The sequence below is a fragment of the Mongoliitalea daihaiensis genome (assembly GCF_021596945.1).
In the GTDB taxonomy this organism is placed as follows: domain Bacteria; phylum Bacteroidota; class Bacteroidia; order Cytophagales; family Cyclobacteriaceae; genus Mongoliitalea; species Mongoliitalea daihaiensis.
Genome location: NZ_CP063779.1, coordinates 4,478,828 through 4,498,307, shown reverse-complemented (window position 1 = coordinate 4,498,307; position 19,480 = coordinate 4,478,828). Strand labels below are relative to the sequence as shown.

Annotated in this window: 17 protein-coding genes; 8 read left to right on the top strand and 9 right to left on the bottom strand. The window is 38.7% G+C overall.

All coding sequences use genetic code 11. The annotated features are described in order from the left end of the window. Positions 1 to 167 precede the first annotated feature (167 nt). Together IPZ59_RS18990 and IPZ59_RS18985 are read right to left on the bottom strand one after the other, a co-directional pair. Complete coding sequence (locus tag IPZ59_RS18990) at positions 168 to 1,145, bottom strand: pyruvate dehydrogenase complex E1 component subunit beta (protein ID WP_236137616.1); 978 nt, start codon at positions 1,143 to 1,145, stop codon at positions 168 to 170. 110 nt (positions 1,146 to 1,255) lie between these two features. Next, positions 1,256 to 1,681 (bottom strand): rhodanese-like domain-containing protein, encoded by a 426-nt coding sequence (locus IPZ59_RS18985; protein ID WP_236137615.1) that lies wholly within the window; start codon positions 1,679 to 1,681, stop codon positions 1,256 to 1,258. A gap of 58 nt (positions 1,682 to 1,739) precedes the next feature. On the opposite strand from IPZ59_RS18985, the gene IPZ59_RS18980 reads away from it, so the two are divergent. Both IPZ59_RS18980 and hisS read left to right on the top strand, forming a co-directional pair. Beyond that, positions 1,740 to 2,240 carry a metallophosphoesterase family protein gene (locus tag IPZ59_RS18980; protein ID WP_236137614.1) on the top strand — a complete coding sequence of 167 codons (501 nt, stop codon included), beginning with the start codon at positions 1,740 to 1,742 and terminating at the stop codon, positions 2,238 to 2,240. A gap of 327 nt (positions 2,241 to 2,567) precedes the next feature. Beyond that, on the top strand, positions 2,568 to 3,938 hold the full coding sequence (gene hisS, locus IPZ59_RS18975; protein WP_236137613.1) for a histidine--tRNA ligase: 1,371 nt from the start codon (positions 2,568 to 2,570) through the stop codon (positions 3,936 to 3,938). A 151-nt stretch (positions 3,939 to 4,089) separates the two neighbouring features. Here the strand turns inward: hisS and IPZ59_RS18970 are convergent, their stop codons facing one another. After that, positions 4,090 to 4,371 carry a hypothetical protein gene (locus tag IPZ59_RS18970; RefSeq protein WP_236137612.1) on the bottom strand — a complete coding sequence of 94 codons (282 nt, stop codon included), beginning with the start codon at positions 4,369 to 4,371 and terminating at the stop codon, positions 4,090 to 4,092. Between the two features lie 346 nt (positions 4,372 to 4,717). Between IPZ59_RS18970 and IPZ59_RS18965 the strand changes: the two genes are divergently transcribed. Both IPZ59_RS18965 and IPZ59_RS18960 read left to right on the top strand, forming a co-directional pair. After that, positions 4,718 to 5,050 (top strand): YbaB/EbfC family nucleoid-associated protein, encoded by a 333-nt coding sequence (locus IPZ59_RS18965; RefSeq protein WP_236137611.1) that lies wholly within the window; start codon positions 4,718 to 4,720, stop codon positions 5,048 to 5,050. Next, entirely contained in the window at positions 5,050 to 6,054 is a 1,005-nt protein-coding gene (locus tag IPZ59_RS18960; protein WP_236137610.1) for a glycosyltransferase family 2 protein, read from the top strand. The genes IPZ59_RS18965 and IPZ59_RS18960 overlap by 1 nt, the downstream gene beginning before the upstream one ends. On the opposite strand, the gene IPZ59_RS18955 is transcribed toward IPZ59_RS18960, so the two are convergent. Then, a complete protein-coding gene (locus IPZ59_RS18955) occupies positions 6,043 to 6,261 on the bottom strand; it encodes a PspC domain-containing protein (protein ID WP_236137609.1) in 219 nt (72 codons plus the stop codon). The genes IPZ59_RS18960 and IPZ59_RS18955 overlap by 12 nt on opposite strands. 51 nt (positions 6,262 to 6,312) lie before the next feature. Between IPZ59_RS18955 and IPZ59_RS18950 the strand changes: the two genes are divergently transcribed. After that, positions 6,313 to 8,130, top strand: a complete 1,818-nt coding sequence (locus tag IPZ59_RS18950; protein WP_236137608.1) for a tetratricopeptide repeat protein — start codon at positions 6,313 to 6,315, stop codon at positions 8,128 to 8,130. A 179-nt stretch (positions 8,131 to 8,309) separates the two neighbouring features. Here the strand turns inward: IPZ59_RS18950 and IPZ59_RS18945 are convergent, their stop codons facing one another. The 5 genes from IPZ59_RS18945 to pflB all read right to left on the bottom strand — a co-directional run bounded on the left by IPZ59_RS18945 (position 8,310) and on the right by pflB (position 15,885). Continuing rightward, entirely contained in the window at positions 8,310 to 9,944 is a 1,635-nt protein-coding gene (locus IPZ59_RS18945; RefSeq protein WP_236137607.1) for an ABC-F family ATP-binding cassette domain-containing protein, read from the bottom strand. Between the two features lie 192 nt (positions 9,945 to 10,136). Continuing rightward, on the bottom strand, positions 10,137 to 10,373 hold the full coding sequence (locus IPZ59_RS18940; RefSeq protein ID WP_262912290.1) for a T9SS type A sorting domain-containing protein: 237 nt from the start codon (positions 10,371 to 10,373) through the stop codon (positions 10,137 to 10,139). A 780-nt stretch (positions 10,374 to 11,153) separates the two neighbouring features. Continuing rightward, positions 11,154 to 12,545 (bottom strand): Na+/H+ antiporter NhaA, encoded by a 1,392-nt coding sequence (gene nhaA, locus IPZ59_RS18935; RefSeq protein WP_236137605.1) that lies wholly within the window; start codon positions 12,543 to 12,545, stop codon positions 11,154 to 11,156. Positions 12,546 to 12,768: 223 nt separating this feature from the next. Next, the gene (pflA, locus tag IPZ59_RS18930) at positions 12,769 to 13,632 is read right to left on the bottom strand and encodes a pyruvate formate-lyase-activating protein (protein WP_236137604.1); all 864 of its coding nucleotides are present in this window, start codon (positions 13,630 to 13,632) and stop codon (positions 12,769 to 12,771) included. Positions 13,633 to 13,641: 9 nt separating this feature from the next. After that, complete coding sequence (gene pflB / locus IPZ59_RS18925; RefSeq protein ID WP_236137603.1) at positions 13,642 to 15,885, bottom strand: formate C-acetyltransferase; 2,244 nt, start codon at positions 15,883 to 15,885, stop codon at positions 13,642 to 13,644. Positions 15,886 to 16,147: 262 nt separating this feature from the next. On the opposite strand from pflB, the gene IPZ59_RS18920 reads away from it, so the two are divergent. The 3 genes from IPZ59_RS18920 to IPZ59_RS18910 all read left to right on the top strand — a co-directional run bounded on the left by IPZ59_RS18920 (position 16,148) and on the right by IPZ59_RS18910 (position 19,470). Next, complete coding sequence (locus tag IPZ59_RS18920; RefSeq protein ID WP_236137602.1) at positions 16,148 to 17,317, top strand: MFS transporter; 1,170 nt, start codon at positions 16,148 to 16,150, stop codon at positions 17,315 to 17,317. Positions 17,318 to 17,473: 156 nt separating this feature from the next. Continuing rightward, on the top strand, positions 17,474 to 18,139 hold the full coding sequence (locus IPZ59_RS18915) for a TetR/AcrR family transcriptional regulator (RefSeq protein ID WP_236137601.1): 666 nt from the start codon (positions 17,474 to 17,476) through the stop codon (positions 18,137 to 18,139). 11 nt (positions 18,140 to 18,150) lie between these two features. Further along, entirely contained in the window at positions 18,151 to 19,470 is a 1,320-nt protein-coding gene (locus IPZ59_RS18910; protein ID WP_236137600.1) for an ABC1 kinase family protein, read from the top strand. Positions 19,471 to 19,480 lie beyond the last annotated feature (10 nt).

Below are 19,480 nucleotides of genomic sequence, written 5' to 3'. Positions count from 1 at the left end.
CTAATTTCAAGCATCTACGGCTTTGGGAGAAAGAATCTTTGGAAAAGCTATAGTTAGGTTACCGAAGACCCACAAGGAATTTACTCTTTTAGAAAGTAAGATTACTACTCAAATAAAAAAAGCTGTCAATGGATGACAGCTTTTTTTATAGGTTTAATAGAATTAGATTACTTATACATGACCTGCTTCACAGCTTCTAAGGTACGTTTTACGTTTGGAATGGTAGCATCGATGTAAGTAGGTGCATAACTCAAGGGAACATCCATTGAATTTACTCGTACTACAGGAGCATCTAAATAATCAAAAGCATTTCTTTGCAAGTGGTAAGCGATTTCTGAGGAAATAGCCGCTAGAGGATTTGCTTCTTCTACTACCACACATCTGTTGGTTTTCTTTACAGAATTTACTACCGCTGCATAATCAATAGGTCTCACAGTTCGTAAGTCGATTACCTCTGCTTCTACGCCATCTTTTGCTAATTCTTCAGCTGCTTCTAGTGCAACTTTCATCATTTTACCGAAGGAAACGATGGTCACATCTGTGCCTTTTCTTTTGATATCAGCTACTCCAATGGGTAGTAGGTACTCGCCCTCAGGTACTTCACCCTTATCAGAATACATCAATTCAGACTCCATGAAAATTACAGGGTCGTTGTCACGGATGGATGCTTTTAGCAAGCCTTTAGCATCGTAAGGATTGGAAGGGACTACCACCTTCAACCCTGGAGTATTTGCAAACCAGTTTTCAAAGTTGGAAGAGTGTGTAGCGCCTAATTGCCCAGCGTTACCAGTAGGACCTCTGAATACAATGGGAACACTGTATGCACCACCAGACATGGCTAACATTTTCGCAGCTGAATTAATAATCTGATCAATTGCAACCAAGGAAAAATTGAAGGTCATGAATTCGATGATAGGTCTTAAACCATTCATCGCAGCGCCTACTCCCAAACCCGCAAAACCAAGTTCTGCAATCGGAGTATCGTAAACTCTATCAGGCCCAAACTCATCTAACATACCTTGGGATACCTTGTAGGCCCCATTATATTCAGCTACTTCTTCACCCATGAGGAACACGTTTTTATCGCGTCTCATTTCTTCGGACATAGCTTCTCTTAATGCTTCTCTAAATTGGATAACTCTCATTTCAAAATCTCTATTTTGGCTCGTAAAAATAGAAAGTAATCCCTCAATTCCAAAACTTCAAGAGCGCATAAATGCCATTATGGAAAGATAATGAATAGCTTTCTGTAATCTTATTCTTGTTTTGTGACGATTTCCTTTCCCGAACTTACCCAATTATTTAATCCGCCTTCCAGCATGTAGACTTTTTTGAAGCCTAATTCTTTCATTTTTTCTGTTGCGGGGATTGTCCGTTTGGCAGAGCGGCAATACACATAGTAAGTCTTTTTTTTATCCAGACTTTTCAGCTCTTCTTCAAAATTTTCTGCTAAAAAATCTATGAAATCAGCGTCTGCTATGTAGCCACTTTCCACTTCTTGTGGTGTTCTAATGTCTAAAATTACAGCTTTTTTCTTTTTCTTTGCTGCAGCTTCAAATGCATCAGGGCTAAGTGAGGGGGCAGCCTGTTGCGCAAAACCTTGAAAGGCTAAGAGTAAGCACAGAAGTGTAAGTGGTACAAGTTTTTGGAGGATTTGGTGAAATTTGACTTGATTTTCCATATGTCGGGACTATTTTTGATTAGAAGCTATAAATTTAAGCATTAAACAAGACAAAGCTTTGGTAAAAGTTGCATTGATTTCGGACTCTCATGGATATATGGATGAGCAAATTATCCGACATTGCTCGGATGTCGATGAAATTTGGCATGCCGGAGACATCGGAAACATTCAGATTTTAAAGGAGCTACCCAAGAATGTCATATTGAGAGTAATTACTGGAAATATAGACGATCAGGATGCCAGAATGATTTATCCTGAATTTCTTTCTTTTTCCATAGAAGGGCTAACCATAGGATTGTTGCATATAGCGGGGAAGCCTCCTCGCTATGCAAAGGGAGTCAAGCAGTTGATACAGCGAGAAGGCCTGCAAGTATTGGTTTGTGGACATTCTCATATTTGCAAGGTGGAATTTGATTCTACTTTGCAATGCTTGTATATGAATCCTGGAGCTATCGGGCAGCAAGGATTTCATCAGATTCGTACCTTATTGAAATTTGAAATTCAAGGAGGTAAAATTCAGCACTTACGCGTAGTGGAGCTGGGTAAGCGCGGTAGATAAATGAAAAAAATAAAAGGGTTCAATTATACAATCGAACCCTTTTATTTTCGCCTCTCAGCGGAAAAGAAAGTAATGTTTATTAGGAGACAGGATTTAAGCCTCGAAGCTTTTCTTAAGCTCTTCGATGTCTACATTTTTGATTACAGGCTTAGCGCTCAATTGCTTAATCTTTATCACGCGTGTAGTTTGACCTTGTCTTTTTCTTCTCAATTTTCTTTTTAACGTAGTAACAGCCATCGTCTTATCTGTTTATGTGATTCCAAATGAAGCGCAAAATTAAAATAAAATTTTGATTTTACTTACCTTTGGGCAAAATTAAAAATAATTATGTCAATTCAGAAACCAAGCCTTCCCAAAGGAACCCGAGATTTTGGCCCTATTCAAATGGCTCGCAGAAACTTTATTCTTGACACGATTAAGGAGACATTTAAGCTTTTTGGATTTCAACAGTTGGAAACACCATCGATGGAAAATCTCAGTACCTTGACCGGAAAATATGGAGATGAGGGGGATCAATTGCTGTTTAAAATTTTGAATTCAGGTAATTTTTTAAAAGATGTGCAGGCGGTAGACTTGGAGCAAGGAACCTCGCATGTATTGCCTAAAGTGTCTGAAAAAGGCTTACGGTATGATTTGACTGTTCCATTTGCTCGATATGTGGTTATGAACCGCAATGAAATCACGTTTCCTTTTAAACGTTTTCAGATTCAACCGGTCTGGAGAGCAGATCGACCACAAAAAGGAAGGTATAGAGAATTTTATCAGTGCGATGCTGATGTGGTTGGTACCGATAGTTTGCTGTGTGAATTGGAAATTCTGTTGATGATCAAGCGGGTATTCGCTCAATTGGGTATTTTAGATTACAGCATCAAAATCAACAACCGGAAGATTTTGACAGGTCTGTCCGAGGTTATTGGAGAGCAAGGGAGAGAGGCTGAATTATGTGTAGCCATCGATAAACTGGATAAGATAGGTTGGGAAAAGGTGCAAGAAGAACTTGCCCAGAGGAATTTCTCAAGAGAAGCTGTGCATCAATTGGAGCCGATAATTGGTGTAAGAGGTTCCAATCAATCCAAACTTGAGTTTTTGAAATCATTTTTGTCAGGGTCAGCTGTTGGTCTTCAAGGTGTACAAGAACTGGAGGAGGTTATGGCACTTTTAGGATCTTATGGGGAATCTGAAGAACATGTGGAATTGGATGTGGTTTTGGCTCGGGGGCTTTCTTACTATACTGGAGCAATTTTCGAAGTAAAAGTAAATAATGTATCCATAGGTTCGGTTAGCGGCGGTGGCCGTTATGATAATTTGACTGGAGTTTTTGGTCTAGAAGGGGTGTCAGGAGTAGGATTTTCTTTCGGAGTAGACCGGATTTACGACGTCATGGATGAATTGGGGTTATTTCTGGAGGGTAATGTAGGCCAAAGTAAAGTTTTGATCTGTTATTTTGATCATCAAGGTTTCGAATATGGTTTGAAAGTATTGAATCAGTTAAGACAGGCAGGCATATCTTCAGAGTTGTATCCCGAGGTGGCAAAATTCAAAAAACAATTGGGATATGCTGATAAAAAACAAGTACCCTATGTGGCGGTATTGGGAGAGCAAGAGATTGCATCGCAAACAATTTCTTTAAAAAATATGCAAACAGGCACACAGGAATTGATGATAATTACCGACTTAGTCGAGAAGTTTAGTTTGTAATTAGCGCTTTTTATCAAGCTGATTCACCAAATTTGATGCGTGAGGCAATCAATTAATTTTTATGAATTCAGTCAAAAAAAATCACCCATCTTTTATGTCAAAGACTCCAAGATGGGTGATTTGTTTTAAGCCAGTATAATTTAGGTTCTTTTTATTCTATTTCTACGATGCTTGTGATGGGAATACAGATATCCGCTTTGAGGCAAACAAAGTCTGAGCCTACAGCCCAAATGGTAGTGTGGACACGGTATGTTTTTTGATCGATATCTTGGAAGGTAATATGAACTTTATTTTTTAGAAGATTACCTAAAGTCAATGCCCTGTTCAAATCAAATGCTCTTATTTTGATGGCATCCATATTGGTGAGTACTTCATTTTTTGAAAATTTAAGGCCTCTGATATTTTCTTTTTCAATATTTTCAATGGTTTTCATAGGTTTCAGTGTTATTTGATTGTTTAATATAGTTTATTTTTACTTTATTGTTCTGTAAATAGTTGTGTTTAATCTATTTAATTTTTTTATGGTTAGTATAAGCGGCAGCATTCTAAGGCAGGCGGTTCTCAGTCCAGATGCTTCAGAGCCTGTTTTAAGGATGTAGTTGATTCTTTTTGTTTTTTTAATAAATGTTTTCAATCTATATTTTTACAAGGAATAACTGGTATGGAAGGATAGATAAATCTTAAACAAGCATACCGCAACATGAGTGTTTGTATATTCCACCGTTTACTTGGTACAAAACAGATTTTAAAATTAACTTTGTAAGAAAAATTAGAAAGCTATGTTTGATTTGATGGGTATGATGGGTAAGGTAAAGGAAGCCCAAGCCAAAATAAAGGAGACTCAGGCCAAATTAGTCCACCTGCGTGCAGTGGGAGAATCAGGTGCAGGTTTAGTAAAAGTGGAGGTCAATGGTCATAGACAAGTCATGAAGATCGAAATGGATGATTCTCTTATAAATCCTAGTGATAAAGAAATGCTGAGTGATCTGATTGTTGCTGCTACTAACAAAGCAATGGAAGAGATAGAGCTGAAGATCAAAAATGAAATGAAGGCTGCCACCGAAGGTATGATTCCGAATATTCCTGGAATGGACTTTGGAAACATGTTTTAATGCAAAAGGCTGCAATTGTCATATTAAATTATAACGGAAGGCAAGTTTTGGAAACGTTCTTGCCCTCCGTTGTCAAGTATTCTACTTTTCCTATTATCATTGCTGACAACTGCAGTCAGGATGATTCGGTTGATTTTCTTCAAAAGCATTTTTCAAAGCTTCAAGTGATTCAACTCTCCAAGAATTATGGCTTTGCTCAGGGGTATAACCTCACGCTGGAGCAGCTAAAAGGTTCTTTTGAGTTTTTTATACTGTTAAATTCAGATGTAGAGGTCACCCATCGTTGGGATATTGACCTGATTGAATGGCTTGATGCTTCTCCTGATGCCGTTTCTGTGCAGCCTAAAATCCTTTCCGCTCAAAATCACACAGTATTTGATTATGCCGGTGCAGGAGGTGGATATTTGGATCAATTGGGTTATCCCTTTTGTAGGGGAAGAATTTTGGAATCGGTAGAAGAAGATCATGGACAGTACAATGACATTGTTCCTGTGGATTGGTCCTCTGGTGCATGTATGGCGGTTAGAGCCAATGATTTTTTTGATTTTGGAGGCTTTGATAGGCAATTTTTTGCCCACATGGAGGAAATAGATTTATGTTGGCGTTGGAGAAATGCAGGTTTGCAGCCGTACTACAATGGACATATTCAAGTGTATCATTTTGGAGGAGGAACCCTTTCCAGGAGTAACAGTACCAAAGTTTATTTGAATTTCAGGAACAGTCTCTTGATGAACCGCAAAAATCTTCATGGATTTGGATTTGCATGGGTATATGCACATCGACTCGTCTTGGATGTGGTGGCTATGTTGTTTTTCCTTGTAAAAGGTCAATTAGGGTTCGTTAAAGCAGTTTTGAAGGCGCACTTGGATTATGGAAAGATGTCGAAGAATATCATTACTTCTTCCCACTCGCATGGACATGCAAAGAAAAAGAGACCATATGCTATACTTTGGCATTATTATGGTCTAGGGTATCGTATGTTTTCTCCGAGTTTAATCGAATAAGACAGGATTGTTCATTTTTCTAAGGTATTTGCGCATTTTCATCATCATGGCCATGGATACATACACGATGATAGGCGAACCTAAGGTGATAAATGAACTGTAAATAAAGAACAAACGGATGCTGTCAATTGGGAAGTTGAGTCTTTCTCCTAACTTGCTGCAAACGCCGAAGGCACTTTCTTCGAAAAAGAGTTTAATTTTGTTCATAATAGTTGGTGGAGTTGGTTTAATATGCAAAGTAAATAAAAATGATTTCATATGTGCAATTTATTTGTGAATCAAATGGTTAAAAGTTATAAAGTTTTGTTTTTCTCTTTTTTGATGATGCTTTGTTTGTCTTCTTGTAGTCCTCGGATACAATCTATTGATGGTATGTTGGACGGAATCAAGGCAAACCCAGAAGTATTGATTTTGCACAGGGACTCTGTTCGATTTACCATTAGCGGCTCTATTCCATTAAAATTTCTCAACAAAGATGCACGGGTGTTATTGTATCCTGAATATGTCTATGCAGGTACGGCTCTTCGATTGGGAGAAATAATTCCGTTTGATGGGGTGTTTAACCAAGCGGTTGGGGAGGCGCAATTTTCAACCAACTACCTGATCCCATTTTTGCCAGGTATGGAAAAGGGAGAGCTACAAATACGGCCTGTTTATCAACTAAAAGATAAACTGTACACAGGAAGTGCTAAGGTACTTGGTGTGGGTGTGACAACTGTACCCTTATTGACTCGCATGAGTCAGGTGCGTAGCGATCAGCCTATTCCAGACATAGGTGTTTATTTGACAACTGATTTTTCAGGTATTAATTCTACAGAAAACAGGTCCTACGAAGCGAGCTTTCAACTGGGAAGAGATCGGTTGGTAGGGAATGAGATGCCAGCTGCTTTGCAAAATTTACTGCAAAGAGGGGAACGCGGTAAAACAGTGCGGTCCATCCGGATTACAGGCTTACATTCGCCGGAAACAGACGAAACGAGAGACCACAATTTGGCTGAAAAAAGAGCACAATCTCTTCGTTTACAGCTTGAGAATTTAGGGAAAAAATATCCAATTGAAACCAATTTTAGAAAAAATGATTGGTTTGACTTTCGGGTACTGTTGGCGGAATATTCAGGGATTGATGATAAGTTAAAAGAGCGTTACATAGATATTCTTACATCTAGTGAATCATACGAATCAAAACTTTCTAGCTTAAAACGATTGCCACAATATGCGAAGGTCTCCAAGGAACTTTTTCCAAAATTACGGATAGCTAAAGTGAGTATCACATTAGCCAATAATGATTTTACCAATCCGGAAATTGCGGCAAGTGTTTATAAATTATTAATGGAGGGTAAAGCGATGGAAGGGTTTTCTCAGGAACATTTAATTTATGCTGGGGAAAAGGCCGTTCGACTTCAGGAAAAGGAAATGATTTACAAGAAGCTAACAGAATTATACCCCTCTGTGCTTGCGTTTAATAATCTTGGGGTTGTGTATATCAATCAAGCGCAACGGGAGATCAATCTTCAAAAACGTAGAGCTTTGATTTCTTCTGCAATACGTGTGTTTAGACAGGCAAATGGAATACAGGTAACAGCAGAAGTATACCATAACTTGGGGAGAGCTTACTTATTAAATGACAACTATTTTGAAGCTTACGTAGCTATATCTCAAGCCTCCGGAATGAGTGGTAGTGTAGACAGGGAGTTTGTCCGAATGAATGAGGCATTGCGTGGTGCCTTAGATATCATTAATGGGGATTATCGTCTAGCCCTGATCCGGTTTGAGCAAGCACCTGAAAACGAAGAGAATTTTTTTAACAAAGGATTAGCATATTTTCTGATGAGCGATTACGCCAATGCCGTGGTTGCATTTGAAGAAAGTTCTCAATTGAATCGTACTTCAGGATATGGTTTTTATGGACTGGCCATGGTTGCTGCTGTAAATGGAGACCGTGAAGCTGTCTATGAATATATCAGTAGGGCAGTTCAAACCAATGAGTATCTCAGAAGCTTGGCACCAACGGATATGATCTTTTTTAAGTTCTTCGATGATGAACGATACTTGAGGGCGATTAGAGGAGAGGGGTAATTGGACAAGTACAAGTAAGGCATCATGCTATTTGAAGCGAGATTCTAGTCCTTAGATTCGGTGCGTCTGAGAAATTGGCGTCTTTTTCAGCATATGAAGTGTGGGAAGTCAATAATTGACTTCCCACACTAGTCACTCAATCGACTATTCACAACTTAACCAATCACTTAATTTTCGAATCACTTTCTCTCTACTTCTCTTAGATTTTCAAGTTTTTTATTTCGGAGGAAACCGTTGATGTCTTCGAAATGTTCTTTTACACGTTTTTGTCCGAACTCAAATACTTTGGAAGCCAAACCATCTAGGAAGTCTCGATCGTGAGATACGAGAATCAACGTGCCATCAAAATCCTTTAAAGCGTCTTTAATAATGTCTTTGGTACGCATATCCAAGTGATTGGTAGGCTCATCGAGGATAAGCAAGTTGACCGGTTCCAATAAAAGCTTGATCATTGCTAGACGGGTTTTTTCTCCACCAGACAATACCTTTACTTTTTTGTTGATGTCATCTCCTTTAAACATAAACGCACCTAGTAAATCCTTAATCTTGGATCTGATTTCACCTACAGCTATTTGGTCGATTGTTTCAAAAATTGTGAGATTCTCATCCAATTGAGATGCTTGGTTTTGAGCAAAGTATCCAATCATGGAGTTATGTCCTAGTTCACATTTGCCTTCATAGTCGATTTCACCCATGATGGCTTTGATCATGGTGGATTTGCCTTCCCCGTTTTTACCAACAAAGGCTACTTTTTGGCCACGCTCAATAGTCATAGAAGCATCCTTGAATACTACATGATCACCATAAGATTTAGAAAGTTCTTCTACGATTACAGGATATTTCCCGGAGCGTGGAGAAGGAGGGAAGCGCAGGCGTAGTGCTGAAGTGTCTACCTCATCTACTTCAACCAATTCCAATTTTTCGAGCATCTTCACTCGGGATTGTACCTGCAAGGTTTTGGAGTATGTGCCTTTGAAGCGTTCAATAAATTGCTGGGTCTCAGCAATCATCTTTTGTTGTTCTTCGTAATGCTTTTGTTGCTGCTCTCTACGCTCTTTTCTTAGTTCGAGGTAATGACTGTATTTTGCTTTATAATCATAAATTCTACCCATCGTCACTTCAATGGTACGATTGGTAATGTTGTCCACGAAAGCACGGTCGTGGGAAATTACAACAACGGCTTTTGCTTTGTCTCTCAGGAAGTCCTCTAGCCACTGAATAGATTCGATATCCAAGTGATTGGTAGGCTCATCCAACAAAATCAAGTCAGGTTTTTGTAAAAGGATTTTTGCGAGTTCAATACGCATACGCCAGCCACCTGAAAATTCCGATGTTGGACGATGGAAATCTTCGCGTTCAAAGCCTAGTCCAAGAAGGACTTTTTCAACTTCTTCTTCATAGTTTACTTCCTCTATGGAGTAAAATTTTTCAGATACTTCGGAAACCCGTTCGATGATTTTATAATATTCTTCCGAATCATAGTCGGTTCGGACAGTCAACTCTTCATTCAAGCGATCGATTTCCTCCTTCAAACTCAAATAAGAGGCAAATGCTTTGGAGGTTTCTTCAAAAACAGTCGCTTGATCATCCGTAAGTAAATGTTGGGGTAAGTAAGCAATGATAGCATCTTTAGGTGCAGAAACTCCTCCTTTGGAGGGTTTGGTAGCACCTGCTATGATTTTGAGCATGGTGGATTTGCCAGCACCATTTTTGCCCATCAAAGCGATTTTATCTGTTGGGTTAATAGAAAAAGAAATATCGCTAAACAAGGCATGTCCACCATGGATGACGGAGATATTATCGACTGAAATCATGAGTTGGTAATTAAAGGGGCAAAGGTAGGAATTTGATAGATAGAATGATTGGAAAATTAAAAATTTGTAGAATCAGGATATGTGTTCTTAGTCTTTCCACTATTCTTCATTCGGATAAGAGACTACCCTTAGTTAAGGGTTCCTCAATGGGATGTTCAGGAATGTTTTTTAAATAGGATTAAGTTTAAGGGTTTATTTTTTGACCAATCGTTCGGTCATGATAATCTTTCCGATTTTGACTTGGACAATGTACATTCTAGCGCTCAAGCTTTCTAGATTTAAAGTTTGGATGAATGTTGCATCACGGTAGCTGCTTTCTTGAATGACCACCCTACCCATGGCATCAAATAATCGGATTTCTATGGAGGCACTTTCATTTAAATCTACCAAAACATTTACTTCCTTATGATCAGGATTTGGATATACAATCAGTTGATTAGGTCCGATTTCCCTTGTGAGATCAATGTCTCTGCTGATTATCTGACCTGCCCGATCTTTACTGTTGACGGTTACGTTGATCCTTGCAGCTGGTACCTAATATGCCTAATCCAATCTTTTTACGATTAAACCAATGTTCACTTTGAACCATAATTTTTTGCTGAATAGTCTCAAATAGCGTATTCCATGCGACTGAAATTACTTCTGGCTCGCTTTCAAATCTGAATACCGTAGTGCAACTACCTATAAAAGATCCCTTGTTTTTCCTCAAGAATGCTTCAACTGCATTAGGATTTAAGCATAAAGTTGTCCTTCTGCCATTTGGTAGGACTTGACAGACGGCAACTCTATTTTGCCCAACCTTACCGCATGCTGTTTCAACGGATATCACAGAAACTTCTTGTTCCGCTATACATCCAGAATTACTAGTTAGACCTTGATCTGCATAGTTAAATTTGTTTTTGATAAGACTCTAGATGCTACAGCACAATTGTCAAAACTTCCATTGTCAATGTCGTCAACTGTTAAAATTCCGTTTCTAGTGTTATCAAGTTGAAGCGAAAACTCCTTTAAAATTATTTGAAGTATTTAGGCAAAATCATGTGAATCCTAAAATTAATTGGTAGTCTATCACCAATCTAAAATACTTAATTCTTTTTAAATCAAAAAAAAGCCGAAAAGAGTTTAGGGTTATGAATTTTGAGAGGTAACGCAAAATTCATAACCCTTTGGAAAATATATGATAAATTACTAACAGCTCATTTCTTCTACCTAACCTACAAGCACTTTTCCTTTCTCTTTTTTGTCAAGCATTTCTGGTGTTTCAGTTGCTTTTTCCAGTTTATTTAATTCACGTTTGATAAGGCTGTATCCAGTCAAACCTGAAATCAGGGAAGCTAACAGGATTCCCATTTTTGCTTGCTCTTGGTAAATGACAGTTTCAAAAGCAAGAGAATTGATAAATAGAGACATGGTAAAACCAATGGCTGCCAAAAAAGAAATCCCGAGTAGCAGACGAGCGTTCAACCCAACAGGCATAGCGAATAACTTCATTTTGATTCCTAGCATTGATAAACCAAAAATGCCTATAATCTTACCGAGTAAAAGCCCTAATCCTACACCTAATGCGACTGGACTGGTAATCATTTCCATCCAATCACTATCAATTACAACTCCGGCATTGGCTAAAGCAAACACGGGCATAACAAAGTAAATCACCAATCCATGCATACTGCGCTCTAATCGCTGTAAGGGGGAAATCGATGCCTTTGAAATACGCTTGATCTCACCTATAATGTTCTCTTCATCTGCTGAAAGCAAATACTCATCTTTTTCAGCTTTATTGGCCGTTTTAAACTTTTTTGTAAGGCTGCTGATGGAATTTAAGTAATCAGACTTATCAATTCTTCTATCCGCTGGAATTGCGAAAGCTGCTAAGACCGCTGCGATAGTAGCATGAACACCCGATAATAGCGTTGCTAACCATACACCTCCAATACCCAATACCGCAAAGATAAATACTCTACGGACGCCCAAGAGATTAAGGGCAAACATCAAGCTTAAAATCCCTAAGCCTATGGTTAGATTGAATGTGGAGATTTCTGAGGTATAAAATAGAGCTACCACCAATACAGCGCCGATATCATCAATAATTGCTAGTGCGGTTAAGAAAACTTTCAATTGAATCGGAACCCTCGGCCCTAAGAGGTATAACACACCCAAAGCAAAAGCGATATCGGTTGCCATGGGTATTCCCCAGCCATTCATGCTTTCTGTTCCATTACCTGCATTGAAAGCAATGTAAATCGATGCTGGTATCAACATGCCGCCGATAGCACCTACAATCGGCATTAAGACATTTTTAGGATTGGATAATTCGCCCGCTATGATCTCTCTCTTCAATTCTAAACCTACAACGAAGAAAAATATGGACATCAAGCCATCATTGATCCATAATAAAAGTGATTTGTACACGCTGAACTCACCTATGCTGAATCCTATTTTTTGGCTGAGGATCCATTGGATATGACTATTGGCAGGCGTATTCGCTAAAATTAGCGCCAATAATGCCGCAAAGAACAACAAGAAAGAGCTGAATGTACTCTTTTGAATGAATTGAATCAACGGACTCAAGGCACTGAACTTTAACTTTCCCGAATTCATAGTGTTGAAGTTTTTTAGAACAATGTTTTGAATTCATCAGGTATTTTAATCAAAACCATTAATTATTTTAATGATTGACTTGATTTGAAATAATATACTGATGCAGAATTTTCATTACGCAAAAAAATATTCAAAGGTTTGGTTTGGATATGCTCCAAATTAAACCTTTGCTATTACTTTTTGTAAAAATTTCAACAGCAGGGGGGTGCCAAAAGAGATGAAATCAGTAAACGACGAGATTTCTCGCTTTAAACTGTTCACGAACCCTTTCCACGAGTTCTTGAGAAGGCGTTTCGGTTTCAGCCAATGAGTAATTGATACCTAATTGTTCCCATTTACTTTTTCCCAGCTGATGAAATCGTAAGATTTCAACCCGCTCTAGGGATTGTATGTCGGCACAGATATCGGCTACTTTTTCTACATTTTCCCAACTGTCAGTCAGTCCGGGAACCAATACAAAGCGAACCCAAATAGGTCTTTTAAGCTTAGAGAGCCTGGTAGCTAACGCTAAAGTTGGTTCAATGGATTGCTTTGTGACCCGTCTATAAATTTCCGGATCCCCTGACTTGATGTCAAGCAGATGAAGGTCTATATCCATCAAATCCTCATCAGAAAAATTAGCTCCTAAAAATCCAGAGGTATCCAAGCAGGTATGCAGCCCTAATTTTTTTGCAGCTTTGAAAATCCTTTTTACAAATGCATGCTGCAAGCCTGGTTCTCCACCTGATATCGTTAGTCCCCCCTTGGAAATTTTCAATGCCTCTATATACGGGTAGATTTTTCGCATCATTTTTTCAAAGGCATATGGCTTGCCATTTCTGATGTTCCATGTGTCTGGATTGTGGCAATACTGACAACGCAGTTTACAGCCTGTCAAAAATAAAACGAAACGAATGCCAGGACCATCCATGGTACTTCCGATTTCATAGGAATGCACATAGCCTATGGAGCCATCGTCTATGTGAGACTGTATGGTAGAGGTGGTGAGCAGTTCGGGATGAATAGTTACTTCTGGTAACTCAGAGTTTTCCTCATTACCAGAAGTTTTAAGTTCATACCTGCTACGCGCTAATTTATTTGAACCCATATTACCTAATTAGATCGATCCATGGAATGTTCTGTTTAGTACGTCCACTTGCTGTTCTTTGGTTAATTTAACGAAATTAACAGCATAACCGGATACACGAATGGTCAGTTGCGGATATTTTTCAGGATGATCAATAGCATCTTGAAGTGTTTCTTTTCTCAGTACATTTAGGTTTGCATGAAAACCATTGGAAGCTATAAATGCATCTAGTGCACCTACCACTTTTTCTACTTTTTCCTCCTCCGGTCCTAAAGAATTTGGAATCATGGAGATTGTCAAGGAAATACCATCTTCGCAATCATCGTAAGGCAATTTTGCCACTGAAAGCATAGCAGGGAGCGCGCCGTATTTATCGGCCCCATTGGATGGATTTGCGCCAGGGGCAAATGGTTCACCAGCTCTTCTTCCATCAGGTGAGTTGCCTGTTTGCTTGCCATATACCACATTTGAAGTGATCGTGAGAATAGACTGCGTATGGGTTGCATTTCGGTAGGTTGGATAATTTCTGATTTTCTCCATCATCTTGGAGCAAAGCATGACAGCAATGTCATCCGCGCGGTTGTCATTATTCCCATATCTCGGAAACTCTCCTTCCACCTCGAAATCTACGATTAAGCCAGCTTCATTTCGGATAGCCTTGACATTTGCATATTTGATGGCGGATAAACTGTCTGCGGTATGTGATAATCCTGCCAAACCAAAAGCCATAGTTCGGAGAATATCACGATCATGGAAGGCCATCAAAATGGATTCGTAACAATACTTGTCATGCATGTAGTGGATGATGTTCAATGCGTCTACATATGTACGTGCAAGCCAATCCATCAACACGTCAAATCGCTTCATGACTTCTGAATAATCCAAGTAATCTCCCTCCATTTCCTGAATCATTGGGCCAATTTGAGCACCACTAACTTCGTCTTTTCCGCCATTGAGTGAATACAGCAAAGTTTTAAGTAAATTAACTCTCGCACCAAAAAACTGCATTTGTTTCCCTATAGCCATAGCGGATACACAGCATGCGATACCTGAGTCATCACCATATTTTGGTCGCATCAGGTCATCGTTCATGTATTGAATGGATGATGTGTCTATAGAGACCTTTGCCACAAAGTCTTTGAAACCTTGGGGAAGTCTCGTAGACCAAAGAACAGTTAGATTTGGTTCAGGAGCCGGACCTAAAGTATAGAGTGTATTTAGCATCCGGAAGCTGTTTTTAGTCACAATTGTTCTGCCGTCTTGTCCCATACCACCGATGGATTCTGTTACCCAAGTAGGATCTCCCGAAAACAATTCATTGTAAGCAGGGGTGCGTAAAAAGCGAACAATTCTGAACTTGATGATCAAATCATCGATCAACTCTTGTGCCTGTGACTCCGTTAAGCTACCTTCTTCCAAGTCTCTTTCAATGTAAATATCCAAAAAGGTGGATATCCGACCTACGGACATAGCTGCTCCGTTTTGTTCTTTGACAGCTGCTAAGAATGCGAAATAAAGCCATTGAACAGCCTCTCTAGCGTTGCTTGCTGGTTGTGACACATCAAAACCATAACTTTCAGCCATTAATTTCAATTCTTTCAATGACCGTATCTGACTAGAAAGCTCCTCTCTCAATCGGAGGATATCTTCTGTGGACCATCTTGTGTCAATTTCTTGTTTTTCATTGATCTTTTGTTGAATCAAAAAATCCAAGCCATACAGGGGTAGTCTTCTGTAATCTCCAATGATCCGGCCCCTCCCATAGGCATCTGGAAGTCCGGTAATGATTCCTGACTTTCGACATTTGCGGACTTGCTCTGTATAGGCATCAAATACACCGTCATTATGTGTTTTGGCATATTTGGTGAATATTTCTGCGATTTTTTGATCTGGCTCGAACCCATAAGCCTTCAGACTATCTTCTACTGTACGCCAGCCACCTTTAGGCATGATGGCACGTTTGAGCGGTTCGTCTGTTTGAAGCCCTACAATTATCTCTAGGTCCTTATCAATGTAGCCTGGAGCATGTGCCGCCACCGTAGATGGGATTTGTGAAACCCCCAAAACACCTTTTTCTACTTCCTCTTTTAGTAAGGGCTTCAGAGCATCCCATAGTTTTTTGGTCCGTTCTGTTGCTCCTGTCAAAAACGAATCATCGCCTGAATAAGGGTGGTAGTTTTTTTGAATAAAGTCTCTGACATTGATGGTTTTTTCCCACAAACCTGTGCGGAAATTTCTCCATGCGATTTCTAACTTTTCTTCTTGGGTTAACATATAGATATGATTAAATTATTCTTGATTTGCTTCGCAAAATTAGTGTACGATTGGTCACTGAACTAGTTTCTAATCATGATAAATATCATACTTTTATATGAATTTTTCCGTAATTTATTCATTTTTTTAATGAGTAAATTTGTCTTTGTTAACTTTTATTGACTAACAATACAATTACTATCAAAACTTATTCATTAAATTTAATCTTGTCTTTTGATCTTTCCGTTTGAAACTTCAATATCCTTCGTCAGCTCATTAGTCTATGAAAAATTATTTTACAATTATCGCTTCCTTCGTAATAATGTTATGTTTGGGGAGTCTATATGCTTGGAGTGTGATTGCCAATGAACTGGTAAAAGATTATGGATTTACGATCGGTCAAGCTCAGCTGATTTTTGGAGTTTTGATAGCTGTATTTCCCCTAACCATGGTTTTTGTTGGGCAATTGGATCAAAAATTATCCCATAAATATCTAGGTGTCTTATCTGGAGTCCTATTTCTTTTCGGTTATCTTACGGGAGGACTATCACAAGGAAATTTTTTTCTTGTCTTGATAGGTATTGGGTTTTTTGGGGGAATGGCCACTGGGTTTGGCTATTGGGTAGCTTTAAATGCCTCCGTTCGTTGGTTTCCAGAGAAAAAAGGATTGGTAACAGGTATTGCAACGGCTGGCTTTGGTTTGGGTGCAATGGTGATGTCCTTAGTTATTGAATATTTATTGAATCAAGGGTTTTTGATTTTTGATATCCTGATTCTTTTTGCGCTCAGTTATGGAAGTATAGTGATAGGGATGTCCTTTTTAATTTACCAAAACCCTATAAAAACAGATGCCCAAATGGAGCAATTGAAAGTTGCAATGGTAATTCGAACAAGGCTGTTTCAAAAGCTATTTTTCGGGCTGTCTTTGGGGACATTTGCGGGATTATTAATAATCGGCAGTTTAAAATTGATTGGTAGTGAACAGGGTGTATCCCTGCAAGTATTGGTGTTGAGTGTTTCCTTGTTTGCCATTGCTAATTTTTTAGGCAGACTGGTTTGGGGATTTGTGAGTGATTACATAGGAGCTAGTTTGAGTATATTTTTAGCGCTTTTGGTGCAAGGCATTTCCATTTTTTTTCTAAATTTTATGGAGCACAGTGACTTCTCTTTCTTGATAGTAGTTCTCCTGATTGGTTTTGGTTTTGGGGGCAATTTTGTGCTATTTGCTAAGGAAACAGCACATGTTTATGGTATTCAAAATCTTGGATTAATTTATCCATTTGTATTTTTAGGAAAAACGCTCGCAGGCATCTCAGGACCTTTGGTAGGTGGATTTCTTTATGATTTGTCGGCTTCATTTTATTATCCGATCATGTTCGCAAGTGCAATTAGTGTCATAGGAAGTCTGTTATTCCTTCATCATTATTTGACCTCACGAAGACTGTCAGGTTGAATGCTTGATGGAGGCAAAAACTGAGGCACGAAAGGTTGAAATATTCACTAATTGTTGCAAAGCTTTATCTGAATGGAAAAAATCACGTGGATTTGATATGATTTTCTAAACTTCATGAGGCATTTACAGGTTATATCATGAGTAAATAATTACATCATGGAAAAAGCACCTGCCAAAAAATCTGCGAAAGCAGATCCTAAAAGTACAATTATCAAAGGTTATATATCTTTTGTATTAGAACATGGTCACGAGCCTGCTTCTATATTCAAGTTTGCCAAAGAACTCAAAATGTCCGAGGAAGAGTTTTATAATTACTTTACTTCTTTCGAGGCTGTAAAATCCTCTGTGTGGGGACATATTTTCGATCAAACCATCCAAAGCATAGAATCCCAAGAGGTTTATAGAAGCTACAGTGCAAGAGAAAAACTCCTCAGTTTCTTTTTCACTTGGATTGAAGAGTTGAAAAAAAATAGATCGTATTTGCTGGCTATCTATCAAAGCAAAAATGATCTTAAGAACATGGTGCCTTCTGAAATCAAGTCTTTTAAGTCTAGGTTTAAAGATTTTGCTAATGAAATTATCTTAGAAGGCAAAGAAACTGAAGAAATAGCTAACCGTCCTTTAATTACGGATCGTTATGATGAAGCCATGTGGCTTCAGGTGTGGTTTGTGTTTCAGTTTTGGCTGAAGGATACGTCTCCTGCATTTGAAAAAACCGATGCAGCTATAGAAAAATCAGTGAACCTAGCCTTCGACCTGATGGGTAAAAGTGCAGTGGATACTTTCATTGACTTTGCCAAGTTTTTATATCAAAACAAATAATCTACAGGTTTATGGAGAGGAAGTTGAAAGAGCAGCAGAGTATACCTGTATCAAAGGTACAGCGTGCAGCCAAGTTTATCACTACGGGTGCTAAAGTAGGAGGGAATTATGTGAAGCATTATGCAAAAAAGGTGGTCAATCCATCCCTCTCAAGGGAAGAATTGCATAATAATAACGCAGAAGATATTTATAATTCTTTGAGTGAACTGAAAGGCTCCGCGCTGAAAGTTGCCCAGATGATGTCTATGGATAAAAATCTTTTACCAAGGGCTTATCAGGATAAGTTTACTATGGCTCAGTACAGTGCTCCGCCATTGTCCTATCCATTGGTCGTCAAGACATTTCAAAAGTACTTTGGTAAAACTCCAGAGCAACTATATGACACGTTTACCAAGTCAGCTGTGAATGCAGCTTCCATAGGTCAAGTACATCAAGCCACGAGCGGAGGCAAGAAGTTTGCTGTCAAAATACAATACCCAGGGGTTGCAGATTCGGTTAGTTCAGATTTGAAATTGGTCCGCCCGTTTGCTTTGCGTTTGTTGAATATGAATGAGCGTGAGCTTGATCATTATATGGAGGAGGTTGAAAGTAAGTTGATAGAGGAGACCGATTACGTGTTAGAAGTGCAGCGATCTCTTGAAATTTCGACTGCCTGTAGTCATATAGATGGTCTTGCTTTTCCTGGCTATTATGAAGATATGAGTTCGGAACGCATCATTACGATGGACTGGATTGAGGGTAAACATATTAAGGAGTGGCTTGATACTAATCCTTCACAAGAAGATAAAAATCGTATAGGTCAGTCTTTATGGGATTTTTATCATCATCAGGTTCATAATTTGCAGCAAGTGCATGCTGATCCACATCCAGGTAATTTTATTATTACGACGGACAACCGATTGGGAATTATAGATTTCGGCTGTGTAAAAATCCTTCCGGAAGATTTCTACAAAGGATATTTTTCGTTGATTAAGCGTGAATTGCTCATCAATGAGGAAGAGTTAAATGAAATATTTTATGGATTAGAATTTATCTCTGATAAGGACACAGAGGAGGAAAAAATATACTTCAAAGGTGTATTTAAAGAGATGATCTCCTTATTAGGTAAGCCTTTCCATTCAGAAACCTTTGATTTTGCCGACGACACATATTTTGAGCAAATTTTCCGATTGGGCGATCGTATCTCCAACGATAAGATGTTTAAAAAATCCCGTCAGGCACGTGGATCTAGGCATGGTTTATATATCAACCGAACCTATTTTGGACTCTATAATTTACTAAATCAATTACAGTCAAATATTGTGACCACCAAACCCGATTGGTTGAAGTAATTTTCAAGCG